The organism is Novosphingobium sp. JCM 18896 (genome assembly GCF_025938095.1).
In the GTDB taxonomy this organism is placed as follows: Bacteria; Pseudomonadota; Alphaproteobacteria; order Sphingomonadales; family Sphingomonadaceae; genus Novosphingobium.
The window spans coordinates 116,915-133,770 of sequence record NZ_JAPCZF010000004.1 but is presented as its reverse complement, the minus strand read 5'-3'; the positions used below and the strand labels follow the sequence as shown (position 1 = coordinate 133,770).

Genomic DNA, 16,856 nt, shown 5'->3' with positions numbered 1-16,856 from the left:
CCCTCACCTAACGGCACGCCATGAGCACGCGGCAAGTTTCAAATCGCAACGATCCGGTGATCGAGCACGTCAGCCAGCTCGTCGAGCCGATGGCCAAGGGCGAAAAGCCCGCCGAACGCTGGCGGATCGGCACCGAGCACGAGAAGCTGGTCTACGATCGCAAGGACCACCACGCGCCGTCCTACGACGAGCCCGGCGGCATCCGCGACCTGCTGCTGTCGCTCAGGGAATTCGGCTGGGAGCCGATCGAGGAAGGCGGCAAGGTCATCGCCATGGCCGGTGCCGACGGCACGGTCAGCCTTGAGCCCGCAGGCCAGCTCGAACTGTCGGGCGCGCCGCTCGAGAACCTGCACCAGACCTGCGCCGAAACCGGCCGCCATCTCGAACAGGTCAAGGCGATCGGCGAGCGCACGGGCACGAGTTTCCTCGGCCTCGGCATGTGGCCCGACAAGACGCGCGCCGAACTGCCGATCATGCCCAAGGGCCGCTACGACATCATGCTGCGGCACATGCCGCGCGTCGGCAGCCTCGGCCTGGACATGATGCTGCGCACCTGCACGATCCAGGTGAACCTCGACTATGCGAGCGAGGCGGACATGGCGCAGAAGTTCCGCGTCGGCCTGGCGCTGCAGCCGCTGGCGACCGCGCTCTTCGCCAATTCGCCCTTCACCGAGGGCAAGCCCAACGGCTTCCTTTCGTACCGCAGCCACATCTGGTCGGACACCGATCCGCACCGCACGGGCATGCTGCCCTTCGTGTTCGACGAAGGATTCGGCTACGAGCGCTACGTCGACTACATGCTCGACGTGCCGATGTATTTCGTCTTCCGCGACGGCAAGTACATCGACGCCTCGGGGCTGTCGTTCCGCGACTTCCTCAAGGGCGAGCTTTCGGTCCTGCCCGGCGAGAAGCCGCTGATGAGCGACTGGGTCGATCACCTGTCGACCGCCTTCCCCGAAGTCCGGCTCAAGTCCTTCCTCGAGATGCGCGGTGCCGACGGCGGACCGTGGAGCCGCATCTGCGCGCTGCCCGCGCTCTGGGTCGGCCTGCTCTACGACCAGACCGCGCTCGACGCCGCCTGGGACCTCGTCAAGGGCTGGGACATGGAAGGCCGCGAGGCGCTGCGCAACGCCGTGCCCAAGCTCGGCCTCGACGCGCCGATTCCCGGCGGCGGCAAGCTGCGCGACATCGCGGCCGAGGCCGTGGCGATCGCGCGTTCGGGCCTCTCGGCGCGCAACCGACTCAACGCCGCGGGCGACAACGAGACCAGCTACATCGCCCCGCTCGAAGAGATCGTCGCCTCGGGCAAGGTCCCGGCACAGCGCCTGCTCGACAAGTTCAACGGCGAATGGGGCGGCGATCTCAGCCGCATCTACGAAGAGCGCTTCTGACGATGATCGTCGTGGTCGGCACCTTCCGCCTGCCGGTGGACCAGCTCGCCGCCGCGCGCGAGGCGATGGTCCGCGTGACGCAGGCGACGCGGGCCGAGCCCGGCTGCCTCGCCTATGCCTATGCCGAGGACCTGCTCGAACCGGGCCTGATCCGCGTCAACGAGGCCTGGACCACGCGCGAGGCGCTGGCGCTGCACTTCGAGCAGCCGCACATGGTCGAATGGAAGCGCGAACGCATCGCCTTCGGCCTGACCGACCGGGCGATGAAGGCCTACGAAGTCAGCAGCGAAGAAGAGCTCTGATCCAATCCTCCCCGGCGCGGGGAGGTGGCAGCGCGAAGCGCTGACGGAGGGGGTTCTCCGATCAACGCTGCGTCAGCCGATAGCCCCCTCCACCACTCGCTTCGCGAGCGGTCCCCCTCCCCGTACCGGGGAGGATGTCATTCCGCCGGCTGCATCTGCTGCGGCATGCCGCGCTGGCGCAGCTTGCGGCCGAGACGGGTGAAGCTGCGCGTGATCAGTGCGTTCTCGCTCATCCAGGCGTGATAGGCGCGGTATTTGGGATCTTCGGCGAGAAGATGCTTCTCCTCGGTCTTGGCGCGCCAGAAGTAGACCGCGCTGACGAGGGCCATGATCGTGGTGTTGCGGACCACGTCGGTCAGGGCACCCGTCGTCGCGAAGAACGGCAGGGTCGATAGCCACCAGAACAGGTTCTTCGACAGATAGGCCGGGTGCCGCGTGAAGCGGTAGGGGCCGTTGGTCAGAACGCCGCGATAGGTCAGGTTCGAGAAGCGCATGCCGAAGGCGACCGTCGCCCAGGCATAGACCGCGGTCAGGAACACCAGCACCGCGCCCCATACCCAGAGCAGCGCCGTGTGCCCCTGCAGCCAGATGCCCCAGTCGGCGGCGTTCTCGTGATAGGACAGCGGCCCGCCCTCGCCCATCAGGATGAACGGGGGGTAGCACATCAGCGCGGCCACCCAGCCGGCGAGATAGGGATTGGCGCTGCGGATCTGCGCGTCGAGCGGCTTGAAGGTCAGCAGATAGCCGACCGTGCCGATCTGCACGTCGATCAGGAACAGCAGCTCGATCAGCGACCACGACAGCCGCACCGGATCGGCCGGAATGGTCGCGAGGTCAGCCTCGACGATACCGCGGAAGCCGCCGGGCAGGATCGAGATCATGAAGGCGCAGAAGAAGCCCTTGACCGTCCAGGCCAGGAGGTGGCGCTTGACCTCGGCGAAGTCGCAAGGCTCACGCCCGATCAGCATGGCGCCGAAGTGCCAGGCACCATCGCGCGGCTCGACCTGCACGCGATCGAGCCAGAGCACATAGGGCACCGACAGCACGAACATCGGCACGGCGGCGACGCCGATCACTTCCATCGCGAAGAGGTAGTTGTCGCGCCAGTACCAGCGCGCCACGCAGTAGACGAAGCCGATGATCGCCCAGGTCGCCCAGAGCCCGGCGAGCTTGGTGATCGAAACGTCGACCGTGTCGGACAGACGACGCGGCTTGGTCCAGTCGAGACCGGTCGAAGCGCGGCGATGCACCTTGTCGACGAGGACCGACCACAGGATCATCGGTGTACCGGTGAAGACCAGCGTCAGTAGCGCCGCATAGGCGCCCGACATCGGCGCACGCGGCCCGGGAAAGGCGAAGAAATCGGCGATCGCCGGCCAGTTCCGACATATCGCGATCCACAGGAACAGGCCGAACAGGCCCGACAGGCCGACGCCCGCCGAGACGTCGCTGACCGGCCGTGTCGCCGGGGCCTGCTGCCGCTCGCTCATGCAGGCGGGATTAGCGGCAATTGGTTAAGGTAGGTGTAAAAGCCATCCTCCCCGACCCGGGGAGGATCCGCATCACTTGAACGCGTTGATCCGGCCGCCGTCGTCGAGCACGTAGAGCACGCCGCCGGCCACCACCGGCGCCAGCGACACCGCTGCGCCGACCTTGGTGAATTCGGTGACGCTGCCGTCGGTCACCGAGGCCGAAGACAACTCACCGCGCGAATTGGCGATCCACAGGCGGTTGCCCGCGAGCACCGGACCCGTCCAGAACACGGGATTCTTGCGCTTCTTCTCGTTCTCGAAGCGCATCAGCTGGGTCATCCAGCGCACCTTGCCGCTCGACCGCGCGATGCACAGCAGCTTGGCGTCGTCGGTCAGGGTGAACACCCAGTCGCCCGCGACCGCCGGGGTCGAGATGCCGGCGAGGTTGAGCTCCCAGATGCGCTGGCCGGTGGTCAGCTCATAGGCGGCCATGCGCCCGCCCTGGCCCAGCGCGAAGACGCGGCCGCGGTCGATGATCGGATCGGCGTCGACGTCGGTGAGGATGCCGACCTGGGTCGAAATCGAGGTACGCGCGAGTGCGTCCGACCACAGGGTGCGGCCGTTCTCGTAGCGATAGGCAACGAGTTCGCCGGTCGAATAGCCGGCGATGACCGTGCCCTGGCCTGCGGCGGGAGCGGCGACGCCGAACACGCCGGCCTGGCCCTGCGAACCGCTCTCGCTCCACAGCACCTTGCCGTCCTCGGCGTTGAGCGCGTGGAGCTCGTTGTTCTGGGTCATCACGTAGACCGAGTTGAACCCGACCGTGGGCGAACCGCGCAGCGGGCCGGCGGGCTTGACCTTCCACAGCTGGTTGCCCGTCGCGGCTTCGAGCGCGGCGACTTCGCCGACGCCCGTGGTCACGTAGACACGGCCGTTGTCATAGGACACGCCGCCGCCGAACACCGAGTTCGAACCGTCGCCCTGGATCGAGAAGCTCTTGGTCCAGACGCGCGCGCCGGTGCCGGCGTTGAACGCGCTGACGAGGCCGTCGGTGTCCATCACGTAGAGCCGGCCGTCACCGATCACCGGCGAGGCGGCGAGACGCTGCTTGCCCGACGAGCCGGCGATGTTCGCCGACCACGAGCGGCCCGGAGCCTGCGCCAGAGCGAGATGGCCATAGGCCTTGCTCGCCGTGCCGCCGGCCTGGGGCCATTCGGCGTTGCTCTCTTCGGGGGGCAGGATCACCTGCACCGATGCCAGCGCGGGATCGACCTTGGCGCCCGATTCGATGCGCGAAAGGATCGGCACGCGGTTGCCCACGGTGGGCGTCTTCGGCCCGCTCTTGCCGCCGCCGAACACGCCGCAGCCCGACAGGCCGAGCGCCAGACCGATTACCAGCGGCAGGGCGAGCGAGCGGCGCAGATTCGAAGACTTCATTCAGGCATCCTCTACAAATCGCGGGTTATTGCGCCGCAGCGCCTTCGGGCGCGTCGCCGCCTGCGGCCTTGGCCACGTCGTCAATCGCATCGACGCCGAGCAGGCCGGCAAGCTGCCGGGTGCGGCGCTTGAGGCTCTCGGGCACTTCCTTGTCGCGCGAAATCGCGGCGAAAAGCGGGCCGGCCAGATCGTTGCGGTTCTGCTTCATGTAAGCGATGCCGACGAGTTCGCCGGCATTGCCGAACCAGGGGTTGCCCGGCGTCGCCAAGGGCTTGAGCCGGTCGACCACCTGCTGCGGCGGCATCTGGTCGAACTTGATCGCAACCTCGCGGATCGTCGCGAGATCGCGGAACGGCTGCGGGGCCTTCGCATCGGCCGAGACCTCGGCGTAGAGCTTCGCGGCATCGGCCGACTTGTTCTGCTCGAGCGCAATGCCCGCGCGCAGCAGCTTCGCCGCCGTGGCGCTGCCGTCACCGCCCTTCTGCTCGACGGTGGCCAGTTCCTTTTCGGCTGCCGGCAGGTTGCGCGCATCGAGCTTGTCGAGCGCGACGGTGAACTGCTCGCCGACTTCGCCCGCAGCCTGCTTGCTGCTGTTGTCCCACCAGAGATAGCCGGCGAAGGCCAGCAGACCGATCACGACAACGCCGATGACCGGCTTGCCGTAGCGCTGGAACAGGCCGAGCATCTCGTCCTGGCGCACGGCCTCGTCGACCTCGCGCATGAAGACGTCCTGCTGCGCGGCATCGCGCTGGGCAAGTTTGTCGCTTCGGTTCTGGGGAGGCAGGGCCAAGAGGGGCGCTTTCTGCAGCTATGGAACGGTGGGGGGCTGTTTAGCGGATGGCGTTGCCATTTCAACGCCTAACCGCGCTGGCCTGTGGACGGTGAAGCCCGCCTGAACGGGGCTCAGGGGAAGCTCGCGCGGCCCAGCGCGCGGGCATAGACGCCGCGATAGGTCGCGACCATCGCCTTCTCGTCGTATTCGGCGCGCGCGCGGGCACGGTTGGCCTCGCCGATCCCGCGGCGCAGCGCCTCGTCGCTGGCCAGCCTGGTCAGCGAGGCTGCCAGCGCGGGTTCGTCACCCACAGGCGTCACGAAAACGCGATTGTCCTCGACCAGCATGCCCGCCACGTCGCCGACGTCGGTCGAGACCACCGAGAGCCCCGCGGCCATCGCCTCGACCACCGAGATCGGGAACTGCTCGCTGTCCGACGACAGCGCGAAAAGGTCGAACAGCCCGACCGCCTTGGCCGGATCGGCGACGAACCCCGGCAGGTGGACCCGGTGCGCGACGTTCAGCCGCAGCGCCTCGGCGCGGATCACCTCGCGCTCGGGCCCTTCACCCAGGATCACCAGCTGCCATTCGTCGGGCAGGTCGGCGAAGGCGCGGACCAGTCGCGGCAGGTTCTTGACCGCGCGCAGCCCGGCCAGCGTCCCCAGCCATTTCTCGCCCGGCCGCTTGATCACGCGCGGCAGCGCATCGGGCTTGGGCTTTTTCGCATAGGCGGCCGTGTCGATACCATTGGCGATGCGCACGACGCGGCCCTCGGGCTGGTGCCATTCGCTCAGCGCGATCGTCTCGAGCCGCTGCGACGGCACGACCAGCGCCGAGGCCCGGCCCAGGCCGATCCGGCGATACCAGTTGCGCGAGCGCTTGCGCTGGACCGCCTCATCCTCGTTGAAGCCGTCCTCGTGGTGCACCAGCGGCGGCAGGCCATGGAGATCGCGGAACAGCGTATGCGCCATGACCGCGTCCATCGCCCCCCAATTGTAGGTGAGGATCAGGTCGAAGCCCTTCATCGCCTGGGCAATGCGCTGGAGCCGGCCCGGCCGCAGCAGGCCGGCGAGCGGCGGGAAGTCCTTGGGATAGGCGACCGGGATCTGGCGGTCGATCGCCGCGGCGGCCCCCATGGCATCGGGCACGGCCGAGACCACGGTATGCGTCACGCCCTTGCCGAAAGCATTCATCAGCTTGGCCGCGCGCAGTTCCTTGCCGCCGGTGCCGAAGCTCGAATGGAGATGGAGCAGGCGCAACAACGGCTCAGGCGCAGCGCGTCAGCAGCCGTTCGATCGCGGCGACCGCCTCGGGCTCGTCGAGCGTCGGCGCGTGGCCAACCTGCGCGATCGTCACCGTTTCCGCGCCCGGCAGGGCCGCGCGCATCTGCTCGAGCGTCTGCGCCGACAGCAGGTCGGACAGCGCACCGCGCAGCAGCAACACCGGCTTGCCCGCCAGCGCCTCGATCCCCGGCCACAGATCGGGCTGCGGCCCGGCTTCGATCCGCGCGAAAGGCTCGGCGATCTTCATGTCGTAGTCGAAGACGATACGCCCGTTCGACGAGAGCACCATCAGCCGCTTGGCCACGGCCAGCCAATCGTCGATGCCGTAGCCGGGATAGGAACCCGCCTGCGTTTCCTCGATCGCGCGCGCGGCGTGCATCCAGGTCGGGAAGCTGCGCCCCTGCCCGACATAGGCGCCGATCCGCGCCAGCCCGGCGGGCTCGAGCACGGGGCCGACGTCGTTGATCACCGCGCCGGCGATCCGCTCGGGCGCGTTCATCGCCAGGATCATCGTCATCAGCCCGCCCAGCGACGTGCCGATCGCGACATAGCGATCGACACCGGCCTCATCGAGCAGGTGATTGACGTCGTCGACGTACTGGAACGGATTGTAGGTCGCCGAATCCTTGGCATAGGCGCTGTCGCCGCGGCCGCGCATGTCGGGCGCGATCACGCGCCATTGCCCGGCTAGGCGCGCGGCCAGGTTCTCGAAATCGCGCGCATTGCGCGTCAGGCCCGGCAGGCAGAGCAGCGCAGGGCGTTCAGCGGGCCCCGAATAGTCGCGATAATGCAGCTTGAGCCCGTCTCGGCTCGTCCAATAGCAATCCGCGAATTCGGTCATGACAGTCCCACCCCGCTTGCGTGGCGGGCCTCCTCCCCCCACTATCGCCTGATGCGAAGCGAACCGCAAGCCGGCGACTATCGGCCCGATACCCCCATCTCGACCCTGGCACCCTGGCTGAGCGATCCGGTCATGGCCGCGGGCTTCCCGCAGCATAGCTTGCGCTTCCGCAACCACCGCTGGGCGCCGGCAGTGGGCCTGGAGAGCCTGAGCGACGATCAGTGGATCGATCATTTCGGCCGCTTCCAGCCGCTGGCCGGCAATCTCGAACGCCCGCTGGCGCTGCGCTATCACGGGCACCAGTTCCGCCACTACAACCCCGACATCGGCGACGGCCGCGGCTTCCTCTTCGCGCAGATGCGCGATTCCGCGGATCGCCTGCTCGACCTCGGCACCAAGGGTTCGGGCGTCACGCCCTACAGCCGCGACGGCGACGGGCGGCTGACCCTGAAGGGCGCGGTGCGCGAGATCATGGCGACCGAGATGCTCGAAGCGCTCGGCGTCTATACCAGCAAGACCTTCTCGGTGATCGAGACCGGCGAGGAGCTGTGGCGCGGTGACGAGCCCTCGCCGACGCGTTCGGCCGTGCTGCTGCGGCTGAGCCACGGGCACATCCGCATCGGCACCTTCCAGCGCCTGCGCGCCTACGAGGACGCCGAGCACATGGCCGCGCTGGTCGACTATTGCCTGGCGCAGTTCCCCGGCCCGCCCCCGCCCGAGGACGCCCCCGGTCGCGACGAGCCGGCAATCCGCCTGCTCCACCAGGTGGTCGAGCGCATGGCCGATCTCGCCGCCTCCTACATGGTCGCGGGCTTCGTCCACGGCGTACTCAATTCGGACAACATGAACGTCTCGGGCGAGAGCTTCGACTACGGCCCCTGGCGCTGGCTGCCGCAGTGGGATCCACGCTTCACCGCCGCCTATTTCGACCATTCGGGGCTCTACGCCTTCGGCCGCCAGCCCGAGGCGATCCTGTGGAACTGCCAGCAACTCGCGGTATCGCTGCGCCTGCTGGCCGAAACCGAGCCGCTGGTCTTCGCGCTCGAACGCTTCGGCGGGCTCTACCAGCAAGCCATGGCGCGCCGCTTCTGCTGGCGGCTGGGCGTGACGCCGCAATGCCTCGACACCGAGATGAAGCTGATCACCGCCGCCGAAAAGCACATGGTCGAGAGCGGCCAGGCGCCCGACGCGCTGTTCTTCACCCATCGCAACGGTCGCGACGCACCGGCGGACGAGTTCGGCGATCTGTTGCGCACCTATGCCGCGACGGATGCGGCCGATCACCCGCTCTGGCAGGACGATGCGCCGCCAACGCTGGTGATCGACGAGGTCGAGCGCGTCTGGGCGGCGATCGCCGAAAACGACGACTGGTCGCCGCTGGCGGACAAAGTCGCGGCGATCCGCCGGCTCGGCGATGCGCTGGGCGAACCGCCGCAACCGGCTGGGCACAACCGCGCGTAACGGTCTTCAAACCCGGCACCTTTGCCGTTAATCCCCGTTTCACCCTCAGGAGGCCGACCCGAGATCGTGAGCCAGACCGAGATCATTTCCTACGAGCCCGCGACGGGCGCGGAACTCTGGCGCGGCAAGATCGGGGACGTGGACGACGCGGTCTCCCAGGCCAAGCGCTCGTGGCCCGCCTGGGCTGCGCAGCCGCTGGCGACGCGCATGGAGCTGCTGCGCCGTTTCGCCAACGAAGTGCGCAAGGACGCCGAAAAGCTTTCCACAATCATCGCGCGCGAAACCGGCAAGCCCAATTGGGAAGCCCAGGCCGAGGTCGAGAACGTCGTCGCGCGCGTCGAGATCTCGATCCGCGCCTATGCCGAGCGTTCGGCCCAGCGCAAGCTCGACAGCGCGCTCCAGGGCGCCTCGGCCGTGCGCCACAAGCCGCACGGCGTGATGGCCGTGCTCAGCCCGTTCAACTTCCCCGCGCACCTGCCCACGGGGCACATCATTCCCGCGCTGATCGCGGGCAATGCCGTGGTGTTCAAGCCCAGCGAGAAGGCCCCCGCCACGGCCGAGGCGCTGGTCCAGTGCTTCCACCGCGCGGGCATCCCCGCGGGCGTGGTCCAACTGCTGATCGGCGGCCCCGACACCGGCCAGGCGCTAGCGCTGCACGATGGCGTCAACGGCGTACTGTTCACCGGCTCGGCGCACACGGGCATCGCGATCAACCGCAAGCTGGCGGCGCGGCCCGACAAGATCGTCACGCTCGAAATGGGCGGCAACAACCCGATCGTCGCCTGGGACACGCCGCTGGTGACCGACGCCGCCGCGCTGATCGTGCAATCGGCCTTCACCAGTGCCGGCCAGCGCTGCACCGCCGCGCGCCGGCTGATCGTGAAGTCCTCGCTCTACGATGCCCTGATCGGCGCGGTGAAGGACCTGGCCGATCGCATCATCGTCGGCGCACCGTTCGACGATCCCGCGCCGTTCATGGGCCCGGTGATCGACGGCGCTGTCGCCGACGGCCTGACCGAAAGCTTCCTCTACCTGCTGAGCAACGGCGGGCGACCGATCAAGCACCTGGTCCGGTCGAACGACGGCAAGCCGTTCCTGTCGCCCGCGATCATCGACGTGACCGGCATGAAGGAGCGCCCCGACGTCGAACTGTTCGGCCCGATCCTCCAGGTGATCCGCGTCGACGACTTCGACCAGGCGATCACCGAGGCCAATGCCACGCGGTTCGGCCTGTCAGCCTCGCTGATCGGCGGCTCGCCGAACGACTACAATCGCTTCTGGGCCAATGTCCGCGCAGGCATCGTCAACTGGAACCGCCCGACGATCGGCGCGCCGCTGGCGGCCCCCTTCGGCGGCATCGGCATTTCGGGCAACCACCGCGCCACCGGCTACTACGCGGCCGACTATTGCGCCTATCCGGTGAGCTCGGCCGAGATGGAACAGCCGCGCGCGCTGATCGGGGTTGGGCTCAAGGATAGCTGAGGCGGCGGTGGCGCTATGCCACGCCCTCTCTCACGCCATTCCCATCTTTCCTACACCACTCCCCGTCATCCCCGCGAAGGCGGGGATCCATCTCCGGGGCTCTCACACCGCACGACCGTTTGATCGGAGCGCTCGGGTGATGGATCCCCGCCTTCGCGGGGATGACGGAGGTGTATTGGGCAGGTGGTAGAGCGTTCGTTCAGCCGCCCGCCACCACGTCAGCCATCGTCAGGCCGTCCTCGCCCGCGCGCAGGTACACGACATAGCCCGTTCCCCCCTTGTTGCCGCGCAACAGGTGATCGGCGCCGTCGGCCTGATGCTGGACCGCGAAGCCAGCCGCTCGCAGACGGGCATGGTAGAACCCCAGCACGTCATCGACCGCCACGGGCGTGCGAAAATGGACGACGCGCAGGCGACAACCGGCATCGCTGCCCGCCGCCTCGTCCACCGCCCCCCGCGGATAGACCGACAGCGGCTCGGGCAGAGCCGTCGCCCAGCGCGCGGTGTAGCTCACCCGCGCAGCACAATCGGAACCCGGCACGCGCGCGGCAACCGCCATCTGCGCGGCGGTCACGGATTCGCGGAAAGGCTCGAGATTCGCCGCGGCGGGATCGGGTGCGGCCGCAGGCATGCCGCCGACCAGTCGCGCAGCCTCGTCCTTGGCGGCATCGATCGCATCGTCGTCCGCCTCGATCGGCGGCAGCGCGGCGCTGACCGCACCGGTCACCGAGATCGCCGCATGGGCGTCGTTCTGCGAGGCCAGTTCGGGGTCGGTCATGATCGGATCGGCCAGGGCGTCGATCACCGCCGGATCATCGATCTTCGCGCGTGACGCGTCTTTCGCAGCTCCGCCGCAACCGGCGAGCAGCAAGGCGGCGCCAGCGCCGGACAGCAGGGCAGCGATGCGAACCATCGCGACGGCGCTTAGCGCCAAGCCCCTAATTTCACGTTATCCTTACGCGAAAGAGCGCCCCCGATCGCTCGGGGACGCTCTTCGAAAAGCGGCTTTTCGCTTTAAGCGGCGCTTAGCGGCAGCGGCGCGAAGAACCGCCACGGTCGACCTCGCGGCCGAGCAGGGCACCGCCGGCAACGCCGAGGATGGTGCCGAGCGTGCGGTCGCCGCCGCGGCCGGCAACGCTGTTGCCGATCAGGCCACCCACCGCGCCGCCGATCAGCAGGCCGGTGGTGCCGTCATTGCGGCGGCAGTAGTAGCGACCATCGCGGCCGCGCCAGCTCGGGCCGTTGTAATAGCCGTTGTTGTTGTAGTTGCGATAACCGCGGCCATCGCGCCAGTTGCGGTCGCGATACTGGTTCGCTTCGAGATCGGCGGTGCCGGTCATCGTCGAAACCTGCGCGGGAACGTCGAAGGCGGTCGCCGCGGTGGCCGGGGCAGCGGCGGCGATCATACCGGCGCTCGCGAGGCCGATCAGGGCGGTGTGATGAAGCTTGATCATGACGGGTCTCCTGGGCTCGATATTCAAACTTGAGTCGCGTTCAGTGCGTCTGCGTTCAGTTAAACACCCAGAACCCTGAACGAAGGACAACACCCGAGTCAGGATCGGTCAGATTGCGGCGAGCCGAGCACCGGTGGTCGACCAGCCGAAGCTTGCCCCGCAGGATTCCGGGGTCTAGGGCCGCCGCAGGAACCGCGATTGCCCTCCAAAGACTCCCCCTCCGACAGCCCCAGCGGGCTTCCGCATGCGATCGGCGCCTACCTGGTCTGGGGGCTGCTGCCGCTCTACCTGCGGCTCGTGCACAGCGTGCCGCCGTTGGAATTCGTCGGCTGGCGCCTGATCTTCACCCTGCCCGTCTGCCTGGCCATCGTCGCGATCCGGCGACAGGGTGCCGAAGTCCTCGCCGCACTGGGCAATCCTCGTACGCTGGGCATGCTGCTGGTCAGCGCCCTGCTGATCGGCGGCAACTGGCTGCTCTACATCACCGCGATCCAGGACGGTCACGTCTTCGCGACGAGCCTCGGCTACTACATCAACCCGCTGATGAACGTGCTCGCCGGCACGCTTTTCCTCGGCGAGCGGCTCAACCGCCGCCAGTGGACGGCCGTGGCGATCGCCGCCGCGGGCGTATCGCTGCTCGCCTGGGATGCGCGCGAGATGTTGGGTATCTCGCTCGCGCTGGCAGTCAGCTTCTCGGGCTATGGCCTCGCCCGCCGCTTCACCCCGGTAGGCTCGCTGCCCGGGCTGACGATCGAGACGATCGTGCTGCTCGTGCCGGCCATCGGCATCGTGGTCTGGCAGACGCAAGCCCACGGCACGGCCTTCGGTCAGGATGCGCGCACCGACCTGCTGCTGCCGCTTGCCGGCGTGATCACCGCCGTACCGCTGCTGATGTTCGCCACGGCGACCAAGCGCATGGACTATTCGACCCTCGGCTTCATCCAGTATCTGGCGCCGACGATCGTCTTCCTGCTCGGCCTCTTCGTCTTCCACGAGCCGTTGCGCCCGGTGCAGCTCGTCTGCTTCCTGCTGATCTGGACGGCCGCCGCGGTGTTCGTCTGGGACCTGCTGGCGCGGCGGCGCGCGTCAGGCCAGGCGCCAGCCTAGCGTCGTTCCCGCATGGAACGGCACGATCGGCGTGCCGTTGGCATCGACCCGCTCGGGCACCGCGACTTCGCCGCGCTCTAGCGTGATGCGTTCCTCGTTGAGCGGAAGACCATAGAACTTCGGGCCGTTTTCCGAGGCGAAAGCCTCGAAGTGCTGCAGCGCGTTCTCTTCGTCGAACACGGTCACATAGCTTTCGAGCGCATAGGGCGCATTGAAGATGCCGGCGCAACCGCAGGCGCTTTCCTTGGCGCCCACCGCATGCGGCGCGCTGTCGGTGCCGAGGAAATACTTGGCGCTGCCCGACGTCGCCGCCTTGCGCAGCGCCAGCCGGTGCTTCTCGCGCTTGGCGACGGGCAGGCAATAGGCGTGCGGGCGGATGCCACCGACGAGCATCGCATTGCGGTTGATGTGCAGGTGCTGCGGCGTGATCGTCGCGCCGATGTTCGGACCGCTGGCATCGACGAAGTCCGCCGCCTCGGCCGTGGTAATGTGCTCGAACACCACCTTCAGGCCCGGCAGGTCGCGCACCAGCGGTGCCAGGGTGCGCTCGATGAACACGGCCTCGCGATCGAAGATGTCAACATCGTGGTCGGTCACCTCGCCGTGGATCAGCAGCGGCATGCCGATCTTCTCCATGGCCTCGAGCACGCCGCGGATGTTGGCGACGTCGGTCACGCCGTGCGCCGAGCCCGTGGTCGCATGCGCCGGATAGAGCTTGGCGGCGACGAAGACGCCGTCGGCATAGCCTGCGACGATGTCGGCCGGGTCGGTCGAATCGGTCAGATAGGCGGTCATCAGCGGGGTGAAGCTCATGCCTTCGGGCACGGCCGCCTCGATCCGCCCACGATAGGCGAGGACACCCGCGGCCGTGGTTACCGGCGGCGACAGGTTCGGCATGACGATCGCGCGCGCGAACTGCTTCGCGGTGTGCGGCAGGACGCCTTTCAGCACCTCGCCATCGCGGAGGTGGACGTGCCAGTCATCGGGACGGCGGATCGTGAGCTGCGAGTCGGAAGCGGTGGCCATGCGCGGGCCCCTGCCACACTTTTCAGGAATTGGCATGCCCGTCGGCAGGCCCATCCGCAGGCCCGCGTGTGGCAAGGAAGGCAATCGTCGCGCCGACCGCCAGAATCACCGCAGCGATCAGGAAGGCGATGCCGGGCAGCGACACCGACTCGCTGTAGACCCAGCCGAAGAAGATCGGCGAGAAGATGCCCGCGATCGATGCGACGCTGTTGTTCGCACCCTGGAGCTGGCCCTGCTCGTTTTCGGCGACGCGCTGCGTCATCAAGGACAGCAGGGTCGGCATGGCCAGGCCCCACAGCGCATTGGGGAACAGCGCCGCGACGAACAGCTCGGCGGTCGGCGCGAGGCCGACGGCGACGAGGCCCAGGGTACCGCCGATCAGGCCGATCACCATCGTCTTGCGGTCACCGAAGCGCTTGACCACGCGTCCCACCACCAGGCCCTGGACGATCATGTCGAGCACGCCGGCCAGCGCCAGCATCAGCCCGACCTCGAAGGCGCCCAGCCCGTAACGGTGATAGGCATAGAGCACGTAGACCACCGAGAAGACGTGGTGCGCGAAATGGAGCAGCAGGGTCACCACGGCGAGGCCCGACAGTTCGCGATGCGAGCGCAGCAGGCGTAGCGAACCCAGCGGATTGGCGCGCGACCAGGCGAAGGCCATGCGGCGGTCCTGCAGCAGCGATTCGGGCAGGATCAGCCAGCCGTAGAGGAAGGCGAAGGCCGATAGCCCCGCCGCCACCCAGAACGGCACGCGCGGCCCCCAGGCGCCGAGCACGCCGCCCAGCGCCGGCCCGGCGACGAAGCCCAGGCTGAAGGCCGCACCGACCAGGCCATAGGCGCGGGCGCGCTGGTCGGGCGTGGTGACGTCGGCCATATAGGCGTAGATCGCCGTGAAGCTCGACGAGGTGATGCCGCCGATGATCCGGCCCAGCGCCAGCCACCACAGGTTGGGCGCGAGCGCCATCAGCACCCAGTCGATCGCCAGCCCCGCGGTCGAGATCAGGATCACCGGCCGCCGGCCGAAACGGTCGGACAGCGAACCGATCACCGGCGAGCAGAGGAACTGCATCCCCGCCCAAAGCGCGGTCAGCACGCCGTTCCACAGACCCGCGCCCGAGCGCGATCCGGCGAACTCCTCGATCAGCGGCGGCAGCACGGGAATGACCAGCCCCATCGCCATGACGTCGAGCACGCCGGTGACGAAGATGAAGGCGATCGCCGGCTGGCGCAGCGAGAAGGCGGATTCGGGTTTCACCAGAGCCCCTTAGAGCGCGAAGCGCCGCGCCGCGAGGCTTGCCTGTGACTGTCATGCTGGCGCTCTCGCGAACGGATTGCCAAGCGCGGCGAGGATCGCCACTTTGCGAGCATGACCGCCACCCGCCTGTTCTCCCGCGCCATCGTCCGTGTTTCACCGCAAGATGCCGAGGAAGACGTCGCCGAGTTCCTCCAGGGCCTCGTCACCAACGACGTCGCGGGTCTGCTACCCGTCTGGGCCGGGCTGCTGACGCCGCAGGGCAAGGCGCTGTTCGATTTCATCGTCTGGCCCTCGGGCCAGGACCTCCTGCTCGACTGCGAGGCCGAGGCGGCCGACGCGCTGGTCAAGCGGCTCTCGCTCTATCGCCTGCGCCGCCGCATCGGCATCGCCCGCGACGAGGGCGTGGCGGTCCATTGGCGCCCGCACGAGGGCGACGGCGCCGCCGCCGATCCGCGCCTCCACGCGCTCGGCGAGCGCTGGATCGCACCGGTCGAGGCCGACGACGAGGGCGCCGACGAGGAATGGCGCGCGCACCGCCTCGCGCTTGGCGTGTGCGAGGGCCGCGCCGAACTGGGCAGCGACGCGACGCTCTGGCTCGAATGCAATGCCGTCGAGCTCCATGGCGTCAGCTTCGCCAAGGGCTGCTATGTCGGCCAGGAGAATACGGCGCGGATGAACTGGCGCCAGAAGGTCAACCGCCGGCTCATCGTCGTGCCCTTAGCCAAGTCCGATCCGGCACGGCAGCGCGTGGCCTATCCCGAGTTCGGCCTGGCGATCGACCATCTGCGCATCGAGGACATCGACCAGACGGCAGCTCCGGCCTGGCTCAAGGCCGGACTGGCGAACCCCGCCTAGCCGGGCAGCATCGAAGCCGCGCGCTCGGCCGCGTCGGTCAGCACGCGTTCGGCCATGTCGCGCGCGGTGTGCGCGGGCAGGCCCAGCGAATTGGTCAGCGCCCCGCCCATCTGGGCATCGCCGAGCGCGAGCAGCACCAGGGTCAGGGTGACTTCCCGGCGGATGCCGGCGCCCGAAGCGTCGAGTTCGTCGACCATGTCGTGGATCGCCTCGACGATCGGATCGAGCGCATCCTCGTTGCCGTTGAGCGCCATCCACGAAGCGAGCGCGCCGCCGCCTTCGCGGGCGAAAGCATCGAAGGTCAGGTCGACGACGTCACGCGCCGAAGCCAGGCCCGCACGGTTGGCCAGAACCGCCTCGGCGATCGTGCCGCAGATCGCGCCGGCGAGATGGCTGGCGAGCGAGCGCTGGAGCTGCGCCGCGGTGCCGAAATGGTGGAGCAGGTTGGCATGGGTCCGGCCCATACGGGCGGCGACGGCCTTGAGCGTCACCGCCTGCGGGCCGCTTTCGATCAACAGCGCACGCGCCGCGTCGAGCGCCGCTATGCGGCTTTCATGCTGCGGAAGGCGCTTGCGAACTGCCATCGAATGTCATGCCCTGGTTTGAAGCAACGACCGAGGAAGATTTCACGATCATATCATTTTCGGGGCCCTTACGGGAGCGCGGCATGAAGAGCACGAAAGAAAATGTTTTCGGCAGGCTACTGCGCCGCATT

At 68.2% G+C, this 16,856-nt stretch carries 16 protein-coding genes; 6 read left to right on the top strand and 10 right to left on the bottom strand.

Features of this window, described 5'->3' with window-relative positions; genetic code table 11:
* Positions 1–20: 20 nt before the first annotated feature.
* Both OLX23_RS15180 and OLX23_RS15175 read left to right on the top strand, forming a co-directional pair.
* Entirely contained in the window at positions 21–1,391 is a 1,371-nt protein-coding gene (locus tag OLX23_RS15180) for a glutamate--cysteine ligase (protein ID WP_264445859.1), read from the top strand.
* A 2-nt stretch (positions 1,392–1,393) separates the two neighbouring features.
* The gene (locus OLX23_RS15175) at positions 1,394–1,693 is read left to right on the top strand and encodes a putative quinol monooxygenase (RefSeq protein ID WP_264445858.1); all 300 of its coding nucleotides are present in this window, start codon (positions 1,394–1,396) and stop codon (positions 1,691–1,693) included.
* A 137-nt stretch (positions 1,694–1,830) separates the two neighbouring features.
* On the opposite strand, the gene OLX23_RS15170 is transcribed toward OLX23_RS15175, so the two are convergent.
* From OLX23_RS15170 to OLX23_RS15150, 5 genes are all read right to left on the bottom strand, one after another.
* Positions 1,831–3,183, bottom strand: a complete 1,353-nt coding sequence (locus OLX23_RS15170; protein WP_264445857.1) for a methyltransferase family protein — start codon at positions 3,181–3,183, stop codon at positions 1,831–1,833.
* A 72-nt stretch (positions 3,184–3,255) separates the two neighbouring features.
* Positions 3,256–4,602, bottom strand: a complete 1,347-nt coding sequence (locus tag OLX23_RS15165) for a PQQ-like beta-propeller repeat protein (RefSeq protein ID WP_264445856.1) — start codon at positions 4,600–4,602, stop codon at positions 3,256–3,258.
* Between the two features lie 25 nt (positions 4,603–4,627).
* A complete protein-coding gene (locus tag OLX23_RS15160) occupies positions 4,628–5,392 on the bottom strand; it encodes a tetratricopeptide repeat protein (protein WP_264445855.1) in 765 nt (254 codons plus the stop codon).
* Between the two features lie 113 nt (positions 5,393–5,505).
* The gene (locus OLX23_RS15155; RefSeq protein ID WP_264445854.1) at positions 5,506–6,633 is read right to left on the bottom strand and encodes a glycosyltransferase family 4 protein; all 1,128 of its coding nucleotides are present in this window, start codon (positions 6,631–6,633) and stop codon (positions 5,506–5,508) included.
* 7 nt (positions 6,634–6,640) lie between these two features.
* Positions 6,641–7,498, bottom strand: coding sequence for an alpha/beta fold hydrolase (locus OLX23_RS15150; RefSeq protein ID WP_264445853.1), 858 nt, complete (start codon positions 7,496–7,498; stop codon positions 6,641–6,643).
* A 51-nt stretch (positions 7,499–7,549) separates the two neighbouring features.
* On the opposite strand from OLX23_RS15150, the gene OLX23_RS15145 reads away from it, so the two are divergent.
* Complete coding sequence (locus OLX23_RS15145; RefSeq protein ID WP_264445852.1) at positions 7,550–8,959, top strand: protein adenylyltransferase SelO family protein; 1,410 nt, start codon at positions 7,550–7,552, stop codon at positions 8,957–8,959.
* A 66-nt stretch (positions 8,960–9,025) separates the two neighbouring features.
* Positions 9,026–10,441, top strand: a complete 1,416-nt coding sequence (locus tag OLX23_RS15140; protein WP_264445851.1) for a succinylglutamate-semialdehyde dehydrogenase — start codon at positions 9,026–9,028, stop codon at positions 10,439–10,441.
* Between the two features lie 199 nt (positions 10,442–10,640).
* Here OLX23_RS15140 and OLX23_RS15135 read toward each other — a convergent pair whose 3' ends face one another.
* Positions 10,641–11,354 carry a hypothetical protein gene (locus OLX23_RS15135; protein WP_264445850.1) on the bottom strand — a complete coding sequence of 238 codons (714 nt, stop codon included), beginning with the start codon at positions 11,352–11,354 and terminating at the stop codon, positions 10,641–10,643.
* 112 nt (positions 11,355–11,466) lie between these two features.
* Entirely contained in the window at positions 11,467–11,895 is a 429-nt protein-coding gene (locus tag OLX23_RS15130; protein WP_264445849.1) for a glycine zipper 2TM domain-containing protein, read from the bottom strand.
* A 198-nt stretch (positions 11,896–12,093) separates the two neighbouring features.
* On the opposite strand from OLX23_RS15130, the gene rarD reads away from it, so the two are divergent.
* The gene (gene rarD / locus OLX23_RS15125; RefSeq protein ID WP_264445848.1) at positions 12,094–13,002 is read left to right on the top strand and encodes an EamA family transporter RarD; all 909 of its coding nucleotides are present in this window, start codon (positions 12,094–12,096) and stop codon (positions 13,000–13,002) included.
* Here rarD and pyrC read toward each other — a convergent pair.
* Positions 12,982–14,028 carry a dihydroorotase gene (gene pyrC / locus OLX23_RS15120; RefSeq protein WP_264445847.1) on the bottom strand — a complete coding sequence of 349 codons (1,047 nt, stop codon included), beginning with the start codon at positions 14,026–14,028 and terminating at the stop codon, positions 12,982–12,984. The genes rarD and pyrC overlap by 21 nt on opposite strands.
* Before the next feature lie 22 nt (positions 14,029–14,050).
* The gene (locus OLX23_RS15115) at positions 14,051–15,286 is read right to left on the bottom strand and encodes a TCR/Tet family MFS transporter (protein ID WP_264445846.1); all 1,236 of its coding nucleotides are present in this window, start codon (positions 15,284–15,286) and stop codon (positions 14,051–14,053) included.
* Positions 15,287–15,397: 111 nt separating this feature from the next.
* Between OLX23_RS15115 and OLX23_RS15110 the strand changes: the two genes are divergently transcribed.
* Entirely contained in the window at positions 15,398–16,141 is a 744-nt protein-coding gene (locus tag OLX23_RS15110) for a YgfZ/GcvT domain-containing protein (protein WP_264445845.1), read from the top strand.
* Here the strand turns inward: OLX23_RS15110 and OLX23_RS15105 are convergent.
* A complete protein-coding gene (locus OLX23_RS15105; protein WP_264445844.1) occupies positions 16,138–16,725 on the bottom strand; it encodes a TetR family transcriptional regulator in 588 nt (195 codons plus the stop codon). The genes OLX23_RS15110 and OLX23_RS15105 overlap by 4 nt on opposite strands.
* Positions 16,726–16,856 lie beyond the last annotated feature (131 nt).

Coding starts and splice junctions, on each gene's coding strand:
- OLX23_RS15180 (WP_264445859.1), top strand. CDS start 21: ATGAGCACGCGGCAAGTTTCAAATCGCAACGATCCGGTGATCGAGCAC.
- OLX23_RS15175 (WP_264445858.1), top strand. CDS start 1,394: ATGATCGTCGTGGTCGGCACCTTCCGCCTGCCGGTGGACCAGCTCGCC.
- OLX23_RS15170 (WP_264445857.1), bottom strand. CDS start 3,183: ATGAGCGAGCGGCAGCAGGCCCCGGCGACACGGCCGGTCAGCGACGTC.
- OLX23_RS15165 (WP_264445856.1), bottom strand. CDS start 4,602: ATGAAGTCTTCGAATCTGCGCCGCTCGCTCGCCCTGCCGCTGGTAATC.
- OLX23_RS15150 (WP_264445853.1), bottom strand. CDS start 7,498: ATGACCGAATTCGCGGATTGCTATTGGACGAGCCGAGACGGGCTCAAG.
- OLX23_RS15145 (WP_264445852.1), top strand. CDS start 7,550: ATGCGAAGCGAACCGCAAGCCGGCGACTATCGGCCCGATACCCCCATC.
- OLX23_RS15135 (WP_264445850.1), bottom strand. CDS start 11,354: ATGGTTCGCATCGCTGCCCTGCTGTCCGGCGCTGGCGCCGCCTTGCTG.
- OLX23_RS15130 (WP_264445849.1), bottom strand. CDS start 11,895: ATGATCAAGCTTCATCACACCGCCCTGATCGGCCTCGCGAGCGCCGGT.
- pyrC (WP_264445847.1), bottom strand. CDS start 14,028: ATGGCCACCGCTTCCGACTCGCAGCTCACGATCCGCCGTCCCGATGAC.
- OLX23_RS15110 (WP_264445845.1), top strand. CDS start 15,398: ATGACCGCCACCCGCCTGTTCTCCCGCGCCATCGTCCGTGTTTCACCG.
- OLX23_RS15105 (WP_264445844.1), bottom strand. CDS start 16,725: ATGGCAGTTCGCAAGCGCCTTCCGCAGCATGAAAGCCGCATAGCGGCG.